The 19,373-nt window shown below is 57.0% G+C and carries 27 protein-coding genes and 1 pseudogene; 14 read left to right on the top strand and 14 right to left on the bottom strand.

Annotated features, from left to right (window positions below; all coding sequences use genetic code 11):
* Positions 1-71 precede the first annotated feature (71 nt).
* Positions 72-908, top strand: a complete 837-nt coding sequence (locus tag E8M78_RS19305; protein WP_137136600.1) for a DNA adenine methylase — start codon at positions 72-74, stop codon at positions 906-908.
* Positions 909-965: 57 nt separating this feature from the next.
* Here the strand turns inward: E8M78_RS19305 and E8M78_RS19300 are convergent, their stop codons facing one another.
* The 3 genes from E8M78_RS19300 to E8M78_RS19290 are packed head-to-tail and all read right to left on the bottom strand — an operon-like array spanning position 966 to position 2,367.
* Entirely contained in the window at positions 966-1,376 is a 411-nt protein-coding gene (locus tag E8M78_RS19300; RefSeq protein WP_137136599.1) for a thermonuclease family protein, read from the bottom strand.
* Between the two features lie 26 nt (positions 1,377-1,402).
* Positions 1,403-1,696 carry a hypothetical protein gene (locus tag E8M78_RS19295; RefSeq protein WP_137136598.1) on the bottom strand — a complete coding sequence of 98 codons (294 nt, stop codon included), beginning with the start codon at positions 1,694-1,696 and terminating at the stop codon, positions 1,403-1,405.
* Positions 1,693-2,367 (bottom strand): ParA family protein, encoded by a 675-nt coding sequence (locus E8M78_RS19290; RefSeq protein ID WP_137136597.1) that lies wholly within the window; start codon positions 2,365-2,367, stop codon positions 1,693-1,695. The genes E8M78_RS19295 and E8M78_RS19290 overlap by 4 nt, the downstream gene beginning before the upstream one ends.
* A 205-nt stretch (positions 2,368-2,572) precedes the next feature.
* Here E8M78_RS19290 and E8M78_RS19285 point away from each other — a divergent pair, with 205 nt between their 5' ends.
* Together E8M78_RS19285 and E8M78_RS19280 are read left to right on the top strand one after the other, a co-directional pair.
* Positions 2,573-2,845 carry a hypothetical protein gene (locus tag E8M78_RS19285; protein ID WP_137136596.1) on the top strand — a complete coding sequence of 91 codons (273 nt, stop codon included), beginning with the start codon at positions 2,573-2,575 and terminating at the stop codon, positions 2,843-2,845.
* A gap of 368 nt (positions 2,846-3,213) precedes the next feature.
* Complete coding sequence (locus E8M78_RS19280) at positions 3,214-4,191, top strand: restriction endonuclease (protein ID WP_137136595.1); 978 nt, start codon at positions 3,214-3,216, stop codon at positions 4,189-4,191.
* A gap of 104 nt (positions 4,192-4,295) precedes the next feature.
* Here E8M78_RS19280 and E8M78_RS19275 read toward each other — a convergent pair whose 3' ends face one another.
* The 10 genes and pseudogenes from E8M78_RS19275 to E8M78_RS19230 all read right to left on the bottom strand — a co-directional run.
* Positions 4,296-4,697, bottom strand: coding sequence for a type II toxin-antitoxin system death-on-curing family toxin (locus tag E8M78_RS19275; RefSeq protein WP_137136594.1), 402 nt, complete (start codon positions 4,695-4,697; stop codon positions 4,296-4,298).
* Positions 4,697-4,960, bottom strand: a complete 264-nt coding sequence (locus E8M78_RS19270; protein WP_137136593.1) for a hypothetical protein — start codon at positions 4,958-4,960, stop codon at positions 4,697-4,699. The genes E8M78_RS19275 and E8M78_RS19270 overlap by 1 nt, the downstream gene beginning before the upstream one ends.
* Before the next feature lie 401 nt (positions 4,961-5,361).
* Positions 5,362-6,069 (bottom strand): helix-turn-helix domain-containing protein, encoded by a 708-nt coding sequence (locus tag E8M78_RS19265; protein ID WP_137136592.1) that lies wholly within the window; start codon positions 6,067-6,069, stop codon positions 5,362-5,364.
* Positions 6,070-6,266: 197 nt separating this feature from the next.
* Entirely contained in the window at positions 6,267-6,554 is a 288-nt protein-coding gene (locus E8M78_RS19260) for a ribbon-helix-helix domain-containing protein (protein ID WP_246658400.1), read from the bottom strand.
* Positions 6,555-6,671: 117 nt separating this feature from the next.
* Complete coding sequence (locus tag E8M78_RS19255) at positions 6,672-7,745, bottom strand: phage Gp37/Gp68 family protein (RefSeq protein WP_137136591.1); 1,074 nt, start codon at positions 7,743-7,745, stop codon at positions 6,672-6,674.
* Positions 7,738-8,217: a hypothetical protein gene (locus E8M78_RS19250; protein ID WP_246658399.1), complete on the bottom strand. Its 480-nt coding sequence runs from the start codon at positions 8,215-8,217 to the stop codon at positions 7,738-7,740. The genes E8M78_RS19255 and E8M78_RS19250 overlap by 8 nt, the downstream gene beginning before the upstream one ends.
* On the bottom strand, positions 8,210-8,398 hold the full coding sequence (locus tag E8M78_RS19245) for a hypothetical protein (RefSeq protein ID WP_137136590.1): 189 nt from the start codon (positions 8,396-8,398) through the stop codon (positions 8,210-8,212). Before E8M78_RS19245 ends, E8M78_RS19250 begins: the two co-directional genes overlap by 8 nt.
* On the bottom strand, positions 8,395-8,664 hold the full coding sequence (locus E8M78_RS19240) for a hypothetical protein (RefSeq protein ID WP_137136589.1): 270 nt from the start codon (positions 8,662-8,664) through the stop codon (positions 8,395-8,397). Before E8M78_RS19240 ends, E8M78_RS19245 begins: the two co-directional genes overlap by 4 nt.
* Positions 8,657-9,994 (bottom strand): DUF551 domain-containing protein, encoded by a 1,338-nt coding sequence (locus E8M78_RS19235; protein ID WP_137136588.1) that lies wholly within the window; start codon positions 9,992-9,994, stop codon positions 8,657-8,659. Before E8M78_RS19235 ends, E8M78_RS19240 begins: the two co-directional genes overlap by 8 nt.
* 117 nt (positions 9,995-10,111) lie before the next feature.
* Positions 10,112-10,468: pseudogene (locus tag E8M78_RS19230) on the bottom strand (helix-turn-helix transcriptional regulator); the annotation flags it as partial.
* Positions 10,469-10,802: 334 nt separating this feature from the next.
* On the opposite strand from E8M78_RS19230, the gene E8M78_RS19225 reads away from it, so the two are divergent.
* Positions 10,803-11,165, top strand: coding sequence for a helix-turn-helix transcriptional regulator (locus E8M78_RS19225; RefSeq protein ID WP_170973481.1), 363 nt, complete (start codon positions 10,803-10,805; stop codon positions 11,163-11,165).
* A gap of 687 nt (positions 11,166-11,852) precedes the next feature.
* On the opposite strand, the gene E8M78_RS19220 is transcribed toward E8M78_RS19225, so the two are convergent.
* Positions 11,853-12,230: a helix-turn-helix transcriptional regulator gene (locus E8M78_RS19220; protein ID WP_137136585.1), complete on the bottom strand. Its 378-nt coding sequence runs from the start codon at positions 12,228-12,230 to the stop codon at positions 11,853-11,855.
* Between the two features lie 90 nt (positions 12,231-12,320).
* Between E8M78_RS19220 and E8M78_RS19215 the strand changes: the two genes are divergently transcribed.
* The 10 genes from E8M78_RS19215 to E8M78_RS19170 all read left to right on the top strand — a co-directional run bounded on the left by E8M78_RS19215 (position 12,321) and on the right by E8M78_RS19170 (position 19,303).
* Entirely contained in the window at positions 12,321-12,560 is a 240-nt protein-coding gene (locus E8M78_RS19215) for a helix-turn-helix domain-containing protein (protein WP_246658398.1), read from the top strand.
* On the top strand, positions 12,557-13,474 hold the full coding sequence (locus E8M78_RS19210; protein ID WP_137136583.1) for a hypothetical protein: 918 nt from the start codon (positions 12,557-12,559) through the stop codon (positions 13,472-13,474). Before E8M78_RS19215 ends, E8M78_RS19210 begins: the two co-directional genes overlap by 4 nt.
* Positions 13,475-13,690: 216 nt before the next feature.
* Complete coding sequence (locus E8M78_RS19205) at positions 13,691-13,888, top strand: hypothetical protein (protein ID WP_137136582.1); 198 nt, start codon at positions 13,691-13,693, stop codon at positions 13,886-13,888.
* Positions 13,885-14,325, top strand: coding sequence for a hypothetical protein (locus tag E8M78_RS19200; protein WP_137136581.1), 441 nt, complete (start codon positions 13,885-13,887; stop codon positions 14,323-14,325). The genes E8M78_RS19205 and E8M78_RS19200 overlap by 4 nt, the downstream gene beginning before the upstream one ends.
* Positions 14,322-14,846: a hypothetical protein gene (locus E8M78_RS19195; RefSeq protein WP_137136580.1), complete on the top strand. Its 525-nt coding sequence runs from the start codon at positions 14,322-14,324 to the stop codon at positions 14,844-14,846. The genes E8M78_RS19200 and E8M78_RS19195 overlap by 4 nt, the downstream gene beginning before the upstream one ends.
* Positions 14,843-16,291: a hypothetical protein gene (locus E8M78_RS19190; protein ID WP_137136579.1), complete on the top strand. Its 1,449-nt coding sequence runs from the start codon at positions 14,843-14,845 to the stop codon at positions 16,289-16,291. Before E8M78_RS19195 ends, E8M78_RS19190 begins: the two co-directional genes overlap by 4 nt.
* Positions 16,288-16,941 (top strand): hypothetical protein, encoded by a 654-nt coding sequence (locus tag E8M78_RS19185; RefSeq protein WP_137136578.1) that lies wholly within the window; start codon positions 16,288-16,290, stop codon positions 16,939-16,941. The genes E8M78_RS19190 and E8M78_RS19185 overlap by 4 nt, the downstream gene beginning before the upstream one ends.
* A complete protein-coding gene (locus tag E8M78_RS19180; protein ID WP_137136577.1) occupies positions 16,938-17,237 on the top strand; it encodes a hypothetical protein in 300 nt (99 codons plus the stop codon). Before E8M78_RS19185 ends, E8M78_RS19180 begins: the two co-directional genes overlap by 4 nt.
* Positions 17,237-17,455, top strand: coding sequence for a hypothetical protein (locus E8M78_RS19175; RefSeq protein ID WP_137136576.1), 219 nt, complete (start codon positions 17,237-17,239; stop codon positions 17,453-17,455). Before E8M78_RS19180 ends, E8M78_RS19175 begins: the two co-directional genes overlap by 1 nt.
* 3 nt (positions 17,456-17,458) lie before the next feature.
* The gene (locus E8M78_RS19170) at positions 17,459-19,303 is read left to right on the top strand and encodes a DNA cytosine methyltransferase (protein ID WP_137136575.1); all 1,845 of its coding nucleotides are present in this window, start codon (positions 17,459-17,461) and stop codon (positions 19,301-19,303) included.
* Positions 19,304-19,373: the final 70 nt, after the last annotated feature.

Raw genomic sequence — 19,373 nt, 5'->3', positions numbered from 1 at the left:
CACCGGGGTTAATTGCCACGCCCTAGCGCCTGCAGGCGAGCGGCCAATGGCAGAATAAATGATCCCTGACAATGGACCTGTTTGATTTTACAAGTGTGAGACCTGTTACCCCGCCTGCCCCCTATCTCGGCGGCAAAAAGCAACTTGCCCAGCGCATTGCCTCACTGCTGGAGCAAATTCCCCACTCTCTTTATGCCGAGCCTTTTGTCGGAATGGGCGGCGTTTTCTTCCGCCGCACCCTCATTCCTCGTTCCGAGGTGATCAATGATCGCTCCGGAGACGTGGCAACAGTGTTCCGGATCCTGCAGCGGCACTATCCGCAACTCATGGAGGTCATGAAATTCCAGATCACGTCCAGGCGCGAATTTGAGCGCCTCAAGGATACAGATCCTGTAACTTTGACCGATCTGGAGCGCACGGCGCGGTTTCTCTATCTCCAGCGTCTGGCTTTCGGTGGAAAGATTTCCGGGCGTTCCTTTGGCGTGGATACGACCGGCCCTGCCCGCTTCGATATCAACCGGCTCGGGCCTATCTTCGAGGCAGTGCACGAACGGCTTTCCCGCGTCGTCATCGAAAACCTCGACTGGTCGGAATTCATCGACCGCTATGACCGGCCAGAGACGCTGTTCTATCTTGATCCGCCCTATTGGGGGTGCGAGAACGATTACGGAAAAAACGTTTTCAGCCGGGAAAGCTTTGCCGCCCTGGCAGATCGGCTCGGCCGCATCAAAGGGCGGTTCATGGTTTCGCTCAACGACACACCAGGCGTGCGGGAAACCTTCGCCGCATTCCCCATGGTCAATGTGGGGCTGACTTACACGATCACAGGCGGATCCGGCAAAGACGTGGGCGAGGTCATCATTCTGGATGGCAAGAAGCCAATGCCTGCGAATTTGCCACTAAGCTGAAGCATATCAGGCCGCTCGGAGGATTTCGGGCGGCATTTCATTTTTTTACAATTTTGACTATCGACCGCCGCACCACGGACTGCGCTTGCCGGTCCACTTTCGTGCCAAGCCCTCGCGGATCAAGGTTTCTCCTACGTCCCTGCCCTTGACCTCGATCCTCGCCAATGTGCGCCCATGCCGATCGACTTTTCTGCCGTGATCCCCTCGGAAGATTCGAAGCGGCTTTTCCCTCACCAGCTCACGCATGCGCTCCTTTGCCAGAAGGCCGAGCTGGCGCTCGGCTGCGCACTGCGCGCCATCGATTTCGGGTGTGTCGATATTGGCGATGCGGATGCGCTCGCCATCAATATCGACCGTGTCTCCGTCAATTGCGTAGATTCGCGCCTCGGTCAGAGATGCTGCCGCGAGACTGATGACGACGGCCATGGCAACCGCAGTTATGCGTCTTACATCTCTACGATGCAGCATGATTAACGCACGTCAACGCAAATGCGTCAATTAACATTGGCACGATCCATCAACTCCTTCAGCCCCTCTGGATAGCTGTAGCGGTTCTCCATGCACCAGTTCACAAAGCGGTTGTAGGTGGTGATGGGCGGGCGGATGTTCAGGTTAGCCGATGGCTCTGCCTCGCGACGGCGACTGATTTTCTGCGTCGGTTCGCGGGAAACAAAGCCGTGACGCGCAGCAACCTCGTCGATCTTGTGCTGAGGCACCGATGGTGCCGGATCTGTATCGGGTTTAATGGCAGTCAATTTGTTGCCAAAGCCGAAATCCTTGCCGCTCATGCCGCCTTCTCCTGTTCAGTCACCAGATTGATCAATTCCCCCGCGAGCTGAATTGCATTCTCTCGCGCTTTCGGCAGTCCGTTGACCTCGCTCTCGTCAAGCTCCGTCAGGTCTACCTGATGGTAAAACATGCTTTTGAAGGCGGCGCGCTCATTCAGGTGATTGTGAAAGAGCGGAATCTCTCCACCATTCAGCTGGGCAAGAATGGCCTTTTCCAGCTTAGTTGGGATTGCGGGTGAGGTGCGCGTGAAAAGCACTCTGTACGGAATGACCTTGTCGAAGGATTCCCCCTCATCCTTGATGAGATGGATTGCCCTTGCGGCCAGCTCCGCGTCTGTCGGGCTAGCCTGGATCGGGATAATGACCAGATGCGCCCGGAAAAGCGCGCGGGACATGAGGCGGCTGGCCGTACCTTCCAGATCCACGAAGACGAATTGCTGCTTTGTGCGGTGAAGATCAAGCTTGGCCTTGAAGGTTTCTTCGTCGGTTGCGCTATCGACCACCACTGGATTGGTGGATGTGCCGCTTCTCCAACCAGCAATGGGCTGGTTTCGATCGCAGTCCAGTATTGTGACGCTCGCGCCTTGGCGAGCAAGCGTAGTCGCCAGAACGAGTGTTGTGGTTGATTTACCTGCGCCCCCTTTGGGGTTTGCTACGGCAATGACGGGCATCGCTGTCTCCTGATCTGGAAGCATTATGTAGCGTCATGGTGCATGTTAATGCTTTAAGGAGCGTTAACATGCTTCATGTTTAACGCGCAATAACGTTAATGCGTCAACGTTGACGCACGTTAACGCGATGCACTGGAAATCCTCTTTTGCGCGCTGCCGCACAGGAGTATTGACGGCAGCCAAAAAATAAGAACACAAAGAGAACATGAGGCACCGGCGAGGCATAAACCTGCTCCCAGACGATTACAGCCTGGCTGTAACCGGTCGCCTTGCCACGATCGAGACGATCCCTGAGTGGTACGCCCTCAAGGGTGTTTGTGGCCACTGTTCGCGCGAGGGATTTGTTGACCGGCAACGACTGGCGCGGCGCTTTGGCAAGCTTGCGCTGCTGGAAGATCTGCGCCCGAAGCTCCGCTGTCTGCATTGTGGAAATCAGGGTGCATCGAACATCTGGCTCATCACAAAGGCGGCGCGCTAATCATTTGAAAATACGTATCGAAACCCGACATCGGGACGCTAAAGCCCCCTTTCTGTCCGCTCGACAGATCTCCACGGAGCAAGCCGCTTTCCCCCGATAAGTACTCCTTATCGGAAGCGTCAGGCCGCTCGCATGGCAGAGGATTTGCGGTTTGGCTTCGAGTGTTATTCCGCCCCCAGCCGGACCCGAGCCCGCTAATGTTCCTGCAAGGCTGCTTCTTCGAGTTGGCCAAAATCGCAGTGTCGCGCCGACTGGCCCTGTTTAGGATGAAAAAAAATCAATGGGGCTTTGCTGCTGCTATTCCTTATGAGATGAACAACTTCCCGTAGTGAAATCGTATTTCGGCCTGGCGACAACGTGGAGACACAATGTTTAGATCCAAGAACATAAGGGCGCTCGCGGATTGTGTTATAGGAGACGCGGAACATTTTCCTTACCGTTCCAGCTACTATATCAGCCAGTTTTTCGAGGATTGCGACCTACCTTTCCGTCACGACGGCAGCACTCGCTATATGTGGGCGATAGACAGACTCCAAGAACTGTTGTCAGAACCATCTTCAGGGCCGAATGCGTTGCCACCAAGGTTCGTCCATTTGTTCAGAACGCTTATGGATCGTTCAGAGGCGGAAGGCGATGACGCCGACCGAGCGAAGGCGCTTGAGGTCTTAAATGTGCCGTTTCGAAAAGAGGGGTACGAAGCGTATTTTGACGAGAGCGCAACGCTACAGTTCAGGCACATCAAGACTAATAAAATCACTGAAGTATCTAACCCACACCGACCTTTTGCTCCAGAAGAAATTAAGAAGCGAGCGCAGTTATCGGATTACCTCAACACATGCAGTGAAGACGACCTAATTGAAGAGGTCTTACTGCCGATGTTCCGGCAGCTTGGTTATCACCGTATCACCGCGGCCGGGCATGCTGATAAGCAACTGGAGTACGGCAAAGATATCTGGATGCGATTTACGCTGCCTACAATGCATGTAATCTATTTCGGCATCCAAGCAAAAAAGGGCAAGATCGATTCCTCCGGCGTAACCAAAAGCGGTAACGCCAATGTGGCGGAGATCTATAATCAGGTGTCAATGATGCTCGGTCATGAGATCTTTGACCCCGAGTTGAGCAGGCGCGTTCTAGTGGACCATGCGTTCATCATTGCTGGTGGCGAAATTACGAAGCAAGCGCGTAACTGGATCGGGGGGAAGTTGGACCAGAGCAAGAGAGCGCAAATCCTTTTCATGGATCGAGACGACATTCTCAATCTTTTCGTCGTCACCAACATCCCACTTCCCACAGGGGCTGTTCCCGATAGACCCTCTGACCTATCGGACGACATTCCGTTCTAGAAAGCAGACATATCTGGCTTTCCACTCTCCGGCAAAGCGGCCATATATGGTCCATCAACATCTGTAGACACCCTGCCGGAACCGCCCCCAGGTAGAAAGCGGCTCTAGCTCGACCTGACCAGCAGGGGCTCAATCCAACTGATCAGTCTGGAACCATCAGCTTCCGCGGTAAGAATCTGTTCGATCTTCTTCGCTACCGGCTCTTGGATTTCCTTCGGCACGACAATGTTATAGCCATTCAGGCGCGCAAAAATTCTGCCGGCTGCCCAAGCTGTCCGTTTGTTTCCCTGCTCGAAAGCATGAGCCTTGCCGATACCATAAATCAGGTCAGCAGTTAGGCTGGATAACGCTTCATCACTTAAATAATGGAAGCGGTTAAGCGGTCGAGCGACCGCAGATTCCAAGGCGGCTAAATCTCTGACGAAGTGTGTTTCTTGTGTGCTGATCAGGATCGCTGCATTCAAGGCTATGACCTGATCGGCCGTCAACCAACGCGGCTCAGCCATTAGAGGGCGAGGTAGTCCATGATGATCTTATCGGTCTCAAGTAGTTCTTGAACAAAAGCTGCCGGATCAATATCGCCTTCTATAGGCGAAGCCTTCAAAGGCTCACTTTTCACCGCACGGCGCTTTATGCGTCCAGAAGTTTTTGAGTAAGATGCCCCGATAAGCCTACTCGCCGCCGCGGCATAGGCCCACCCTCCACCAATACCCTTGCGAGAGTTGCGGGCGGTGCGAACTACGATCTTTTTCTTGGGCTTCTGGTTCATCGTCTTTCCTCTATCCAACATATAGCGCGTTTAGCCAAGTATGAACAGATACAGACGGGTCAATGCTTCAAGCGCAGGCCAAGCTTGGTTTGTGTCCGCATCCTGTCGGATAGATGGACCTCTGGCCAAGCAGGGAGTGCAGCACCTAATACGCCAACAAATGTCCCTTTCGTTGCGTGTGCTTAATTTGTACAAACCGCCGTCTATCCATCAATCTTTGTGATGCCCTTGGAATGCCATTCTATCCGCATCTCTCCTGAAATCTTCATAAGCCCATTGCTCCGCTAGCCACAGGTGATGTTGTGGCTATATTTCTTAGTTGGTGCCGCCGAACCGCACATAACGCGGTTCGGAATGGCCGCAGGGGCGCGTCAGCGGCCCGAGCAAGCGGCCTCCGCTTATTATAAAAGATATCTAAGTTGGGGTTCTGTCCGTTTAACGGACTCACGCTCCTTCAATAAATCAAGCAGGTCGCGAGCCCATTTCCCTGTGGTGCTGGTTGTCGTCGCCAAAGCCTCGACGATGTGGCGGCCGCCTATCTCTTCGATTTCGTAGAGCGCGCGTTCAGCGGCCTGCTGGCGTGCGTGCAGCGCCTGGTCATCGGGGGCAGGGGCGTTTGCGGCCTGCACGGCCTTCTCGGCCTTGTGCGGGCGCATCAGGCGATAGGCATTGCTGGTCTGCTGCACCTGTGGGCCAGCGCCATCATTGCCAGTCGGCACATAGCGGCGCAGCCACTCAATGAAGCCATGCTCCTGCAGCCGCTTCAGCGCCTTGCAGATCGCATCCTTGCATCTGCCTGTCGCTGTCATGATTGTCTGCAGCGACGGATCGAGCTGGCCCGTTTTCTCGTGCATGCGGTTGATCATGTAGCGCAGGATCTGGATCGCGACCGTGCCCAGTGGCCCGTTCTTCTTGCCTGGCTCCTTGCGCAGCCGGTCATACTCTTCAGCCAGCACGACCAGGCGCCAGCCGTCTTTCTTGGTGAGAGGCTTCCAGAACCCGCCTTCGCAATGGCCCTTGAGCCTAGAATGACGGCGCACGCGCTCCCCGGAGCGATGGCTCCGCCTTGGCGAGGCTTTCGAAAGCGCCGCCCTCATCAATCCCGACATGGTTGTTCCCAACTCCTGTTTAGGAGGACCGAGACGGCAGGCAAAGATTTAGCGTTCCCGCAAGAATAGCATCTTGCGGGTTCTGAAAATCTCACCTATGTTGAAGAGGAAATTAGATGAGTGTTCCTCGTTGTTCCTCAACACAGGTCGCTACAGTCTCAAAAACCCCTGCCGCGCCAACGGCGGGGTTTTTTCGTTTATGCCCTCAAGTTTTCAATATAAGCCCTCACAGCTTCCTCGATCAGCGGCGCACGCGATGACACGCCACGTTGCTCCTTGAGCCGGTCGAGCTGTTCAACAGTCTCGGCCGACAAAACTGTCGTAACAGACACCTGACCGGCAGCTTTCAGCCGCGCCCGGTGGGCAGCTACGTATTTGCGACTCAAATCAGATGTAGAATTTGTCATTCTTACATGTAAGGCATCCATTGACCGATTCTGCAACCGAAGAATTTCAGTCGGTGCTTGTCTGCCCTGAATTGTCATCGACGTGGCGTTCTCACTGGATCGGTGGCTGGGGCAGGGTGGCATAGAAAAACGCCGATGCCATCAGTGCAAGCCCCATCAAGAAGGCGCTGACGGCCAGAAGGGTAGGGAGCCGGCTCATGCGCGTCTCTCCGGAAAGCCGTCATGCAGCACGCCGTCCAGGTGGCGACCGGCTGCCTTTTTGCCAATGCGCTGCAGAACGGCTGGAGGGCTGATCAAGCCCTCGATCTGAAGCGGAAAAGCGTCGATCGGAAAAACGCTTTTTCCATATCCCCTACTCTCCGGCACGCTTGGTGCAAGGGCGTAATCTCCCGCCGTTCCGGCAGGTGCAGGCGTGGCTTTGCCCCATGCACCCCATTGCTTGAACAAGAATGGCACGCCAGCCGCTGCGCACTGGTCGCGGAGTGAGCGCGCCCAATCCGGATGCATCGGGCGAGCGCCTGGTCCGCTTTCCCCGCCGACCACGACCCAGTCAAGGGCATGGCGAACGATTTCAAAGTTGATGTTGGTACTTTTCCCGACGCTTTGCGGTTTCCGGATGATCACGCGCAAATACTGTTCGATGTCCAGATAGCCGAGCACAGGCTCTGCCGAGATCCAGCGCAGCGCAGCGGGGGTATCGAGCAAGGCAGGAATGCGCTGATCGGCGCGTGGCTGATCCTCGACGGAAACGCCAAGCCAGACATTGGACAGGGGTAAGCCATTGCAATGGCCGGAATGGATATCAGCAGCCCAGCTGGCACCTTCTTCCTGATCTGTCTTCCATGCGGTCATTGTCAGCCGGTCCAGCAAATCTGCCGCCATCAGATATTCCCGCATACGCTCCGCGCGCTTGGTCAGCACCTGAAACGTATGCTGTGGTGCCAGGGTCATGATGGCGAAGACCTTATCGATCCATTCATCCGGCACGCCCTCTGCAAACAGATCGCCATGGGCGCAGACGAAGATCATGCGGGGCTTGGTCCATTGCAGTGGCTGCCGCAGCCACTGCTCGTTGAACCGCACCTCGCCAGTCCAGACCGGTCCCGCCTTGCTGTCTTTCGTCAGGCCTGCGCGGCTGGGGTGGTTCTTCATGCGGGTTCCGGCCAGCTTCATGGCGTAACAGTTCGTGCAACCGGGGGAGACGACAGAGCAACCCGTGATCGGGTTCCAAGTGGCGTCTGTCCATTCGATCGGTGTATGGTCAGCCATTGGCGTCAGCCTCCGGCGCGGCTTGGTGTTCGTTGAGCAGCTCCACCCACTTTGCAAACCCCGTGAGCTTTTCGCTTGTGCGTTCCGGCATCCGGTCAATCATGGTGATGCCCTGGACAAAGCCGATCGATGCCGCGACATCGGCCAGCTCCTTGGCCAAAGCCTGCCGGTTCGGGATGCCACTCTTCGGATCGGATTGATCAAGCCCCTGAATGAGGATCCTGGCTGCGATCGCGCTGGCCTCGCCCATCTCCTCAATCAGCTTGCCGATCGCCTGATGGGCAAAAACATCCGGCTCTGGCAGCCAGAGGGTAATCTGATGTTCATTGAGGCTGTCCTGCAGCGCCTTCTTGTGGGCGGCAAGCACAACCTTGTGCGCTGCTTTTACGGCTGTATCAGGGATGAGGCCAACCGCTGCGGCATCCAGCACAATCTGCGCCAGCTCCAGGCCGGGGAAATTTTCTTCAGTCATGGCCTACCTCCTTGGACCTAGTGGCGCGCTTGAGGATTGCAGACACAGTCGTGGCAATAACGATGAGGCCTAGACCCTCAAGGAAGCGGTCAAGAGCAAGCTGGTAGGACACAATGCATAGAAACATCGCGTCGAAGTGACTGAACCGATTTTTACTGAAGAAGCGAAGAACGTTCATCATCTACCCAGCTCCCTCGGTTGGGGTGATGGGTCTACCTTCCGGCAGTCCATCGGCTTGAATTCATCGGTAATGTAACCGTCGTGTAGAAGCGTGATGCACGGCTCTAGGCGGTCAGCGCCATATACGCGTCGAAGCTCGATCCCAATTATTACCCCTTCGAAGCGGTCGAAATGCTCGGTCGCGTCAACAACCACATGATCGCCAATCTGGAACCGGTTGAGGTCAGGTATATCAACAATGGTGTTTTCGGGTTGCAGCTTAAGCATGGGCCTTGCCCTCCGTAGCGAGGGCGGCGCGGCGTGCATTTTCGGCTCGTACCGAGCCTGTCGGGTAATCTGGCAAGGGCATCCAGTGTGTCGGCTGCGGAAAGCCTATGCCGTGGTTCGGATCGTCTGAACGCCAGACACTACGCCAGCTTTCCCACGCACAGCGACCAATGCCGTAGTAGTCGCAGTAAAGGAGGACGTGACGTCCGTCCTTCGGTGCGGTTTCTATCGGCTGCCAAGCGGTAGCGCCATCAAAGGCCCTAATTGCCGCGTCATCGTAACGACCGCTCCCACTGCAAGATGGGCAAGCGTCCTCTGGCCTCACATGTTGCTGAGGCGATGGGGTTACGTCGCGCCATTTTGTATAGGCAATCTGAAAGTGACTATGCGCCTCGGCATTGGCGAACAGAGTGCTTTGTCTCCCCGCCGCGTCGATGACTTCAATTTTCCTGCCGTCTCGTGGCACATCGGAAATCGGCTGCCACCCATTCACATGTGTTTGGGGTGAGGGGGTGGCAGCCTCAAGCGGCGAAGTGGTCATGAGGGTGCGTAACTTGCGGATTGCCGACACCACGTCGTTTTCCCCAACTATCACAATTGCTTCCTCGATCGCATGCTGTCGGCCATAGGCTTGAGCTTTGGCGATTTCATCGCGCAGCCGCTTTGTGGTGTATCGGGGCTCGTTGCCATCGCTCAAATTCGTTTGAGGCGTGGGGTTTTCGGCTAGACGAAATCTAAAATCGCTATAGACGCCATCAAAGCCAGCTATCCTGAGGTCATGCCAATTATTAGCGGTAGGTATTACAGCGGCAACGACGCCCTTGTCGCCAACGGCCATGCCCATCCAAGTGCCGCCAGATATGCGCTCGACCATGTCACCAACTGCAAAGCGTGGCTCTGCTTTTGATGACTTCACATGCGTCTGGGGCGCGGGGGTCTCTTTGGCGTCAAGCGCTTCATATTGCGCTTTCCAGTAATCACAATTCGACGTCGCGTTTTTCGCGACGTGCTTGGCGGATGCCAGTTCGCGCTTGAGGTCTGTGATTTCCTTCTCAAGCGTCGCCACATGTGATGAGGGCGTAGGCTCACCCATGATGTGGACCTGGCCGATGGGCTGCAGCTTGTTAAGCGCGTCCATCTGCTCGTCTGTCAGCTCTGGCACGACGAGGGCGACGGGGCAGACAATGCGCCCGCCGCGCTGTTGGATCGTCGTTGCAAGGCTGGCAACTTTGACCGGATCGCCCTTGGCCACCTCGTCGATGAGCATGGCCGAAAGCTGCTCGATGCTGCACTCGTCAGGATTATCTACCGTGGTCGGGATGCCGGTCATGGTGCGGCCTCAGTGCGTGGCGGTGGTCGGAGCGGCGGATGGCTGCTGGTGCAAATGGTCGATTGCGGAAAGGTTTACATTTGCCGCGCTCGCCAGCCGTGCCGCCTCAATGAAGGCGTTGATCAGGCCCCGGCGCGCTTCCGCATCCTTCACCTGGGCAAAAGCAGCAATCAGGCGCAGGCCATCTTTCGAATGCAGGAGGGCAGTAGCATCATCACTTTCCGGCGCGGTGGCGTCAGTGCTCATTCCCTCGAAAAAGAAGGAAACGCTGCGGTTCAGCACTTGGGCAATCTGCTGCAGGCGGCTGGCGCCAACGCGGTTGGTGCCTTTCTCGTATTTCTGGATCTGCTGGAAGGTTATGCCGACACTCTCGCCCAGCTTCTCCTGGCTCATGTGCAGCATGGTGCGGGCAAGGCGAATGCGGGAACCGACATGGACGTCGATCGGGTTCGGTGTCTTCGCGCGTAGGGCCATTTTTGAAACTCCTCAAAATTCGGCAAAAGAAATCACTTGCGGCGCACGGCATGCGCGGCCGCTTGAAAAGCTGATGGTCTGGTTGGGTTGACCGGCGGCAGGTGGGGTTTGGCCTGCCGCCGATCGTCGCTGATTTGCCGTTAGGGTTGCGGCAGGCCTAAATTTGCCTACTAAACAAAAAAGGTCAATCCTCAATTTTGCCTAACACGCAAAACAAGATTTGTGTAGTAGGCTAAGGCGGCTCGGTCATTCTCTATTTAAACGGGATTCGCAAGTCAGAATCGCCTATTGCGTGAGGCACAAATCAGCCATAATGTGCCTGTCAAAAGCCATCATGATGCGCATCTATCTCAAGGAATGGCGAACGTTTCGGGGCTACAGGCTCAAGCAAGTGGCGGCCCTTGCGGGGTACACAGTGCAGCATCTTTCAAACGTTGAAAATGGCCGAGGCGGCCTTAGTCAGGAGGCCATTGAGCGCCTGGCTGCGGTTTTGGGCTGCAGCGTGACGGACCTGATGTCTGTCGATCCAACGCTCGAAGCGACCAATCGCCTGATAAAGACCGGCACAGCCCAGGAGCTGGCGCAGCTGGGCAGCATCTTTCACTCCCTGGCTAAGATTGTGCGGGATTATCCGGAAAGATTGCCTTTAGCACTTCAGGCTGCGCAACGGCTTGTCGCCCATAGTCGCACGTCCTGAGCGCGTGACAGCTCAGGCAGCCGAGCGCAAGATCATAGGCTGCCCGTGTACGGATATCCATTTCCGTTACTTTATCAGCAATCTTTTCAAGCGCGTTGTTCATGAGGGATCACCGTTAGACCCCTTAAATCTACAGGTAAAACGTTAGTTTTAGACACAACTCATGTGTGAAAAAATTATAACTGCGGGTTATACTTTCAAAATACCTTACTTAAAAATCCATGTTTAAAGATATGATATAATGTAGCTTTCCGGATTTTGGTACAGAGTTGATTTTATTGGTACTTTTCTCGCTTTGAGCGAAACACTCTTGAAAACTCATACGACCTCAATCTACCTAAGCTTCTGAAATCGGGGATTGAAATGTTTACGAGACGTAAAGTTCTAGCGGGTGGAATCAGCATCGGCGTAGGGGGATCTGGGGCTGAGGCTACTGAAAGCTCAAGGCAGCACAGAGAAGGAAAGCACGACGCAGTGCAAGCACTCCTGCAGCACCTATCTCAATCACGAGGTGGGGAATGGAGATTTCACGATGAGGGTGATTTCATCACTCTCGCAAAGGTGAAAACGCGGCGGCTATTGTCCTGATGTCTCCGCTGGATCGATGCCAGACTAGATCAGGAAGGCGTGAGCCGTACGACCTAAATCAGCCCAAGAGATGAAATTCTTTCCTCGCTCGGACAAAACTCAGCTGGTAGCTGCTACAAAACTTCTAAGAACTCGTATGACTGTATTCTTTTCATAGCCGTCGTATTGTTTCAAAATACCGGCAAGTTCAATTTTTTGCTGCGCTTCCAGAAAAGACAACGAGCGAATAACTTCATCATCGGCAGGATGGCGGAATAAGCTCTGCACATCGATCTCAAATAGCTCTGCTAATCGGTTCTGTAAGGCGGGAGTCGGGATCGAGCCCTGATACCATCCACTCACAGTCGATGGATTTACGTCCACTGCATGCGCAAGGTCTGACTGGTTCATCCCCCGAGCTTCTGCAAGTTCGGGGATGAAATGCACCCGCACGATAGGCGTGTCGGCAATGGGTCGGCCAGTTTTTTTGCTCATCATGCAAAATTAAATCTTCAAGTTCTAGAGTTCCATCATCCGCTAGGCAAATGCTTGCTTGATTAATTTTGCCTAGTAAGCAATATGTGGCACATGCCAAACGCTTCGCCCATCACGGAATATCGCACTGCGCAGACGCCCCGCATGACGCTGGAGGCGTTTGGCAAGCTTTTTGATCCGCCTGTTTTGCCTTCGACAGTCATGCGCTGGGAAAATGGTCGGCTCACCCCCGAACGCGCGCTGGAAATCGAAAAGCTCACTGGCATCAGTCGTTCTCGTCTTCTGCCCAAATATTGGCCGGAGCCTGCTCCTGTCGTCGAGGCCGCAGAATGAGCTGGCCTTTCTGCTTCACCTGGGTGACGTTTGCTTCCCCACCTTGCCAGCCAGGCCTTTTCTCCCAGGGTCTGGCTGGTTCTTTTTTTCCCTTTCCGGCTGGCCTGAACGCGCTTGCCGGAAACCGTGCGCGGATTGCGGCAGTCCAGCGCACGCCTCGGTCTGGCGTCATCCTCCCCGTCAGCCGAGGCCCCTTTTCCCTATCGTCAGCAGTGCTGACCCCAACCCTGGCCTCGATCTCGTCTGGCGCAATCGCACCGGGCAGCGGTGCCTTGCGGTTTTTGAGCGTGATCTTTTCCCGAACCATTCCGGCACTGCCCCTTTCGATCGCGGGCAGAATCGCCGGTTTGCCAGCACCGCGCCATGAGAAATGCGGGCTGGGTTTTCTCACTTGCAGCCTTGCGGAGACCGATATGCAAAACGCTCTTTTCTATGCCCTGAAGGCTGGACAATGCGACCTGATTGAACGCTGCGGCGGGATTGATGAGGTGGCTTTGCTGACGGGCTATTCCAGGGCGCAGGTCGGTCGCTGGAACAACCAGCATGCGCCCGATCTGATGGGGCACCTGACCTTTCCGGTGCTGGAGCGCATTTGTGGCGAGGCCATCATCACCGCGATTTTTGCCGCCGAAACCGGTCGCACCCTTTCCGATCCGGTGGAGCCCGTGGTGGATGATGAGGCTTGCGTCATGGCCACCATGGCGAATTTTGCCATGGCATCGGCCCAGGTGCAGCAACATGGCGCGGCGGTTTTTGCGGATGAGGAAATCACTCCCGCAAAGGCCGATGCGCTGGCCAAAAAGGTCAAGCTTCTGCAGCGCGCGGCATCTGCCCTGCAACGCTGCACCGCCGCCATCAAGGCCAAGGGTGGCCTGCGCAACAGGCTCAAGAACTTCCGCAAGAAAAAGGCCTGACATGACCCGCCGCATGCAATTCCTGATGAGCCGGCACAAGTGCCCCGCCTGCGGTTCGCCCAGGCGGGAAAGTTCTGCGGGCTCATCTGTTGCGCGGTTTGAGTGCGGCGCGGTGTTTGCGTTGGATAATGGCGTGATTGCCGTTCGCACCGTCTGCCCCGCACGCTGCGAGCGTGCGGCGCGGCTCTGGAATGACCAGACGCGGGAGCGAGCGCTATGACGGTGCCTCTTAAACTCGATTCCGGCTCAACGGTTTCGCAGCTCCTTAAGCGCCCGAAAGTGCTGGATCTGTGGCGACAAGGGCAGAGCAGCACTTACTGCATCGCGCAGGCGCTGGATCTTCCGGAAGATGAAGTCTGCGCCATCATTGACGCTGCCGAGCAGCGGGCGCTTGCCAAAGCGAGGCAGGCATGACCGGCCAATATCGCCTTTATATCGTTACCGATACGCCAGCAAAGGCTGCCGAATATTTCTTCGGACATGGTCTCGATCAGGTGCCCGCCTGGACAAAGATCGTTTCGACCATCCCCGAAATCTCTGCGATTCCCGATGGTGCGCGGGCGGTGGGTGTCTGGTTCGTGCCTTTCGATCTGCGCAACGAGGCGTGGATCCTGCGGCGCTGCGAGGTCAAGATCATCGGGGATCATTTCGATGTGCTTGCCGAGATCCGCGCCTGGCAGACCAAGAAGGCACTCACGGCGCTTGAACCCGAAACGGATCCTGTCCAGGGCGAGCCCGCCCCACAGCCGGAAGCCAAACCGGAGCCGGAACCGCCGCCGCCAGTAGCGCCCCCCGCACCCCCGCCAGCAAGACCCGCAATGCAGAAGCCTGCCGCACCGAGGTGGACATGACCAATCTTCCGATTTTCTCAGCCGTCGATCTCTGCGCAGTCTCACCGGCCCGCATGACGGTGCTGACGCCTGCGCAGCAGACGGAACTGGTGCTGCTGTTGCGAGAGCGAGGAGTCTCCTTTGCAGATATCGAGCGTGCAACCGGGCTACCGCAAAGCGAGCTTTTGGCCCTTGCTTCCCAGCGCCATCACCTGACGCTGGGAGGCTCTGAAGTACCAGAGCATGATGAGGGACGCCTCACGCCCGAAACGGCGCGCGGTTGCGGTGCGCCGGTCAACGCTGCGCGGGCCTTGGTCTGGATGCTGAAGTCCAAGCAAGATCCGATTGTTACCTCCTACGGGCGGATTGAACTCGATGCGCGCCTTACGCCCGGTACTGCGGAGGCAGCAATCGACTGGCTGGTCGAGCAACGACATATCCGCCTGACGGAAGAGCGCAAGCGCGGACGGGCATCCAGCTACAGGCTGACCAAAAAGGGTGAGCAGCTTGCGCTGCGCCTGAACGAAGGCGCGGCACTATGAACGCCATCGCGCGCCTGCCCGAAACATCGCAACATCTGGAGGCTAGCGTTGACCAGGCGCGGGCGCTGCTCGATGCCGGTGATTTGCAGGCGGCAAAGCAGCTTGCAGATCTGGTCTATTCCTCGATCAAGCCGCTTTCGGAAGCGGCGGCACGTCTCAACATGGCCGAGGCGCTCGCCGCCTGCTACCGGATTCAGGGTGATGCGCTGGAGCTTGTCTCTCGGTCTGAGATCCGCATTGCGGATGAGTGGGACCGGCTGGCTGCCGAGGGCAAGGTAGCGCGTGGTCGCCCGAAAAAAAGCGTTGGCGACGACAACGCTTTAACGGCTCTCAGCATCGGCTTGCGGCGCGACCAGATCCACGCGGCCCGCAAGCTGCGCGATCGCGAAACGCTAGAGCCGGGTTTCATTCGCCGCTCGATCGACAATCTGATTGCGCAGGGGCTGGCTCCCAGCAAATCCGGCATCAGCCACGCCATTGGCACCAAATCCCGCTCGAAAGAGGAGCGTGGCAATAACGCTTATTTCACGCCGATCGAGGGCATTAGCACCCTGCTTTCGCTGGAAAGCTTTTCTGGCGTGGTGAAGGAACCGGCCTGCGGCAAGGCCAATATCTCAAAGCCGATGGAAGAGGCGGGCTACAGCGTCCTGATCTCAGATCTGGTGGGTTATGGCACCACCACGCTTTCCGGTGAGCGCCAAGGCGTGGGGGATTTTCTGCTTTCCGTGGCGGGCGATTCCGAGGGTGTCGATATCGTCACCAACCCGCCTTATGGCAAAGACATCCTCAATAAATTCGTGGCGCATGCCCTGCGGGAGCACAAACCGCGCAAGATGGCGCTGTTGCTGAACGCCAACTTCATGTTCGGCTGCGAGGATCCGGACCGCATTTTTGTGATGGAGGAATGCCCTCCCTCGCGCGTCTACCTCAACGCCCGCCGCCTGCCGATGATGCATCGCGAGGGCTGGGACGGCGACGAGGCCAGCAGCCAGATGAACACGGCTTGGTTTATCTGGGAGCGCAACGAAGATGGCTCCTATGGCGACGGCTATCCGCGCATCATCCGTGTCGATTGGAAAAAGCAGCAGGATGCACCGGCCCTTGCGCCAGGCGCATGCGGCCATGTCAGCCCGATGACATTCCGTGCCCCCAAGGTGGATGATGAATTTACCCGCGAGACACCGCGCCGGGAACTTGCCGACCGTGTCGAGGAAGAACGGGCGCGGGCGCTGATCTGGATTGCCGGGTGCAAGACCTTCGATGCGATGCGTCTGCGCCAACAGCTCGCCATCCGCCCGATCCTGGCTGAGGCGTTGCTCGACGATCTCGCCGGTCACGGCCTGATTGCGCCTGCCGGTGGCGACCAGTGGAAGATTACCGATGAGGGCTGGACCGTGCTGCACGCCACGGCAGCCGTGGCCGTGGCAAAGGGAGTGGTGGAATGAGTGAAGATGCAGAGCAAGGCGACCGACGGCTGGGACCAAACGAGCCTCTGGAACTCTTTGATCCTTTCGGGGCGGTGGAGCGGCTCATTCTTGATGCGCTACGCCCATTCATTGGACGGCCAATTAATGCTGAGCTTTGCGAAGAAATGGTGCAGGCGCTGATTAATGTTTGCCAAGCCCCTCATGGTGTTGGCGAAAGGGAGATAGCTGGCCAGAAAGATGGCGCACATTGCCTCGGCTTTGCCGTTGAAGACATAATTTGGCGAGGCCAGAGAGCCTCTATCGTGGACCAGAACTTTCCGATCGGCACTCCAATCACGAGCGCGCACGCTTCGCGGCGTCCGGATGATCAGCTTGCCGAGCGCCACCGGCGGATAGGTGAGATGGTGATCAACCTTCTTGGCCTTGCGGAGAGCGCAAGCGATCCAGGCGTGGATTTCGGCCAGGTACTGACTCAGGAGATCGAAAAGCTCAAGGCGCAACCGCATATTGCTGGCTGGATCTTCGAGGATGAGCTTCCGGAGAGCTATCCTTACGACGCGATGTATCCCTATTCGAAAGTCGATGGCGTCCGGCTCTTTCCGGTATTCGCGCCCGTTCATCTGCCCCAAGCGAGCCAAGGGCTTACCAATGCGGAGGGTAAGCCATGACAATGACCGAAAGGGCATACCGATCCGAGCAGGCGCGGCAGACCGAAATACTGGTCAAGGCCGTTGATAAGGCTTTGCACGATGCAGCCGATGGCTGCGACCCGCCAATGCTCAATGCCGTCATTGGCGCTCTTGTGGTGAACCTTGCCAACAGTCTCTCATCCATCGGTGATCCCCGGACCCGAAAGCAGATGCGGCATCTCGTAGACAAAGAGCTGTCCCGCCAGATCGCGGGCTACCTCGCCGCCGGAACGCCAAGCTCCAAAACCGTGATTATCGACGGGGGAATGCACTGATGAGCGAGGCCCTGCAGCGCACAACTGAGCGTGTCTCTGACCTGATGGACAAGATCCTTTCCAACTTTAAAGCAGGCGCAAAGATCACCGTTCTCGTTCGCGCGCCAGAAAATCCAAACGCTGATTTCTGCCTGACCAGCGATGATCTCGACGAGGTGATTGCAATGGTCCAGCGCCGCAAGGGCAAACCCACCCCACCAACGGTACATGCGGAGTGAAAAATGAACGCGCATGTAGGCAGTCTTTTCGCGGGTGTCGCGCTGGCAGCCATGTCGGCAACCGGGCCGAATGGCCCTTACATTGTTGATAGTTTCGCGGGCGGCGGCGGCGCATCAACAGGCATTGAGCAGGCGCTAGGCCGGTCGCCGGACTATGCCATCAACCACAATGCGGCGGCGTTGGCGCTGCATGAAGCGAACCATCCAGACACGATCCACCTTTCTGAAAATGTTTACAAGGTCGATCCGCTGGACCACTTGCGTGGCAAACACATCGGCCTCGCGTGGTTTTCGCCTGACTGCAAGCATTTCTCGAAGGCCAAGGGCGGCAAGCCGGTTGAGCGGAATATCCGCGATCTCTGCTGGATCATTCCTGGCTGGATCGAGCGCATCCAGCAGAGCGGCGGCAAGGTCGATGTCGTCATCATGGAAAATGTCGAGGAATTCAAGGATTACGGGCCGCTGATTGAGACGGCGAAAGGGCTGCGGCCTGACCCTGACCGCAAGGGTGAAACCTACCAGAAATGGTGCAAGGCCATTCGTAAGCTCGGCGGCAAGATGCAAAGCAAGGAGCTGCGCGGATACGATTACGGTGCACCGACGATCCGCAAGCGACTATTCATCATCATCCGTTTCGATGGTTTGCCGATTGCCTGGCCTGCACCAACGCATGGCCGTCCGGACGATCCGGATGTGATTGCAGGGCGCAAGCAGCCGTGGCCGATTGTAGGTGATCAGCTTGATTACAGCCTGCCTTGCCCCTCGATTTTCGCCAGCTCGGCGGAAATCTTCGAGGAGTACGGGGTTCGCGCCGTGCGTCCGCTGGCGGATAATTCGCTGGCGCGCGTTGCCTATGGATTTGATAAGTTCGTGCTCAAGGCGGCGCGGCCGTATCTGGTTAGTCTGGATGATGTCGGCAAAATCGCACCGCACCTCTCGGCCTATTATGGCCCAGGTAACGGCGGCAAAGATCGTTCATCGCCTGTGGATGAACCTGTGCGCGTTATTCCGTGTGAAAATCGGCATGCTTTGATTGCTCCGGTTCTTACCTATGCACAACAGGGCGGTGCTAACCGCTCGATGCACGAACCGGCGCACACAATCACGGCCAGCCGAAAAGACCAGAACGGCATGTTCTGCGCGTGGATGGCGCAGCACAACAACGATAGCCGGCGCATAGGCGGTGTTAATCCCGGTCGGCCTATGGATGCGCCAGCCTCGACGCTCACGCAAACCGGCAGCCATCAGAATGTCGTCGCCGCTTACATCACGCGGGACTTCGGCACCTCGACAGGCCACGGTCTGAATCAGCCAGCCGCAACGGTGATGCCGGAAGGGCAGGGCAAGTCTCGCCTGATTACCCCTTACCTCCAAAGCTACTACGGGACAGGCGAGGGCTCGCGAACCGATGAACCGATGCGCACCGCGACGTGCAAGCCGCGTCATGCGCATGTCGAGGGTGTTGTCGCGGTCCCGCCGCTCACCGATGCGCAGGCCGCACGGGCGCGCCAGGTGGCGGATTTCCTGCGTTCCTATGGTGTTTGGGATGAGCGCGAATTCGTAACGCTGGAAATCGACGGCGTGCCATTCGTGGTGATCGACATCGGCATGCGGATGCTGACGCCTCGCGAGCTTTACAACGCGCAAGGCTTTCCCCGCGATTACAAGATCGACGGCTACTTCGACAAAACGCGCGTCGGCCACAATGGCGGGCCGCTGTGGGTGCCGTTTTCCAAGGAGGTGCAGGTTTCCTGCGTGGGTAACAGCGTTTGCCCGCCGGTGGCGCGGGCGCTGGTAGCCGCAAATTGCAATCACTTGGCAGTTGAGCAGGTTGGAGCCGCAGCATGACCGGCAAACAGAACCCCATCACCGCAACCGAGGGCAGCGGGATGATGCCGCCAAACAGGGAAGGGTGCCG

It is taken from the genome of Rhizobium sp. FKY42, from assembly GCF_005222835.1.
Taxonomy (GTDB): domain Bacteria; phylum Pseudomonadota; class Alphaproteobacteria; order Rhizobiales; family Rhizobiaceae; genus Neorhizobium.
Note: the sequence above shows the minus strand (reverse complement) of the source record. Positions and strands in the feature narration are given on the sequence as shown.

Bases quoted from the DNA above. Each gene is read 5' to 3' on its own strand.
- E8M78_RS19170 (WP_137136575.1), top strand. From the start codon at position 17,459: ATGAACGCGCATGTAGGCAGTCTTTTCGCGGGTGTCGCGCTGGCAGCC.
- E8M78_RS19210 (WP_137136583.1), top strand. From the start codon at position 12,557: ATGAGCTGGCCTTTCTGCTTCACCTGGGTGACGTTTGCTTCCCCACCT.
- E8M78_RS19265 (WP_137136592.1), bottom strand. From the start codon at position 6,069: ATGTCGGGATTGATGAGGGCGGCGCTTTCGAAAGCCTCGCCAAGGCGG.
- E8M78_RS19205 (WP_137136582.1), top strand. From the start codon at position 13,691: ATGACGGTGCCTCTTAAACTCGATTCCGGCTCAACGGTTTCGCAGCTC.
- E8M78_RS19200 (WP_137136581.1), top strand. From the start codon at position 13,885: ATGACCGGCCAATATCGCCTTTATATCGTTACCGATACGCCAGCAAAG.
- E8M78_RS19280 (WP_137136595.1), top strand. From the start codon at position 3,214: ATGTTTAGATCCAAGAACATAAGGGCGCTCGCGGATTGTGTTATAGGA.
- E8M78_RS19250 (WP_246658399.1), bottom strand. From the start codon at position 8,217: ATGACTGAAGAAAATTTCCCCGGCCTGGAGCTGGCGCAGATTGTGCTG.
- E8M78_RS19220 (WP_137136585.1), bottom strand. From the start codon at position 12,230: ATGATGAGCAAAAAAACTGGCCGACCCATTGCCGACACGCCTATCGTG.
- E8M78_RS19225 (WP_170973481.1), top strand. From the start codon at position 10,803: ATGATGCGCATCTATCTCAAGGAATGGCGAACGTTTCGGGGCTACAGG.
- E8M78_RS19195 (WP_137136580.1), top strand. From the start codon at position 14,322: ATGACCAATCTTCCGATTTTCTCAGCCGTCGATCTCTGCGCAGTCTCA.
- E8M78_RS19300 (WP_137136599.1), bottom strand. From the start codon at position 1,376: ATGCTGCATCGTAGAGATGTAAGACGCATAACTGCGGTTGCCATGGCC.
- E8M78_RS19270 (WP_137136593.1), bottom strand. From the start codon at position 4,960: ATGAACCAGAAGCCCAAGAAAAAGATCGTAGTTCGCACCGCCCGCAAC.
- E8M78_RS19275 (WP_137136594.1), bottom strand. From the start codon at position 4,697: ATGGCTGAGCCGCGTTGGTTGACGGCCGATCAGGTCATAGCCTTGAAT.
- E8M78_RS19255 (WP_137136591.1), bottom strand. From the start codon at position 7,745: ATGGCTGACCATACACCGATCGAATGGACAGACGCCACTTGGAACCCG.
- E8M78_RS19185 (WP_137136578.1), top strand. From the start codon at position 16,288: ATGAGTGAAGATGCAGAGCAAGGCGACCGACGGCTGGGACCAAACGAG.
- E8M78_RS19290 (WP_137136597.1), bottom strand. From the start codon at position 2,367: ATGCCCGTCATTGCCGTAGCAAACCCCAAAGGGGGCGCAGGTAAATCA.
- E8M78_RS19180 (WP_137136577.1), top strand. From the start codon at position 16,938: ATGACAATGACCGAAAGGGCATACCGATCCGAGCAGGCGCGGCAGACC.
- E8M78_RS19240 (WP_137136589.1), bottom strand. From the start codon at position 8,664: ATGCTTAAGCTGCAACCCGAAAACACCATTGTTGATATACCTGACCTC.
- E8M78_RS19285 (WP_137136596.1), top strand. From the start codon at position 2,573: ATGAGGCACCGGCGAGGCATAAACCTGCTCCCAGACGATTACAGCCTG.
- E8M78_RS19190 (WP_137136579.1), top strand. From the start codon at position 14,843: ATGAACGCCATCGCGCGCCTGCCCGAAACATCGCAACATCTGGAGGCT.
- E8M78_RS19260 (WP_246658400.1), bottom strand. From the start codon at position 6,554: ATGACAATTCAGGGCAGACAAGCACCGACTGAAATTCTTCGGTTGCAG.
- E8M78_RS19245 (WP_137136590.1), bottom strand. From the start codon at position 8,398: ATGATGAACGTTCTTCGCTTCTTCAGTAAAAATCGGTTCAGTCACTTC.
- E8M78_RS19295 (WP_137136598.1), bottom strand. From the start codon at position 1,696: ATGAGCGGCAAGGATTTCGGCTTTGGCAACAAATTGACTGCCATTAAA.
- E8M78_RS19215 (WP_246658398.1), top strand. From the start codon at position 12,321: ATGCCAAACGCTTCGCCCATCACGGAATATCGCACTGCGCAGACGCCC.
- E8M78_RS19305 (WP_137136600.1), top strand. From the start codon at position 72: ATGGACCTGTTTGATTTTACAAGTGTGAGACCTGTTACCCCGCCTGCC.
- E8M78_RS19235 (WP_137136588.1), bottom strand. From the start codon at position 9,994: ATGACCGGCATCCCGACCACGGTAGATAATCCTGACGAGTGCAGCATC.
- E8M78_RS19175 (WP_137136576.1), top strand. From the start codon at position 17,237: ATGAGCGAGGCCCTGCAGCGCACAACTGAGCGTGTCTCTGACCTGATG.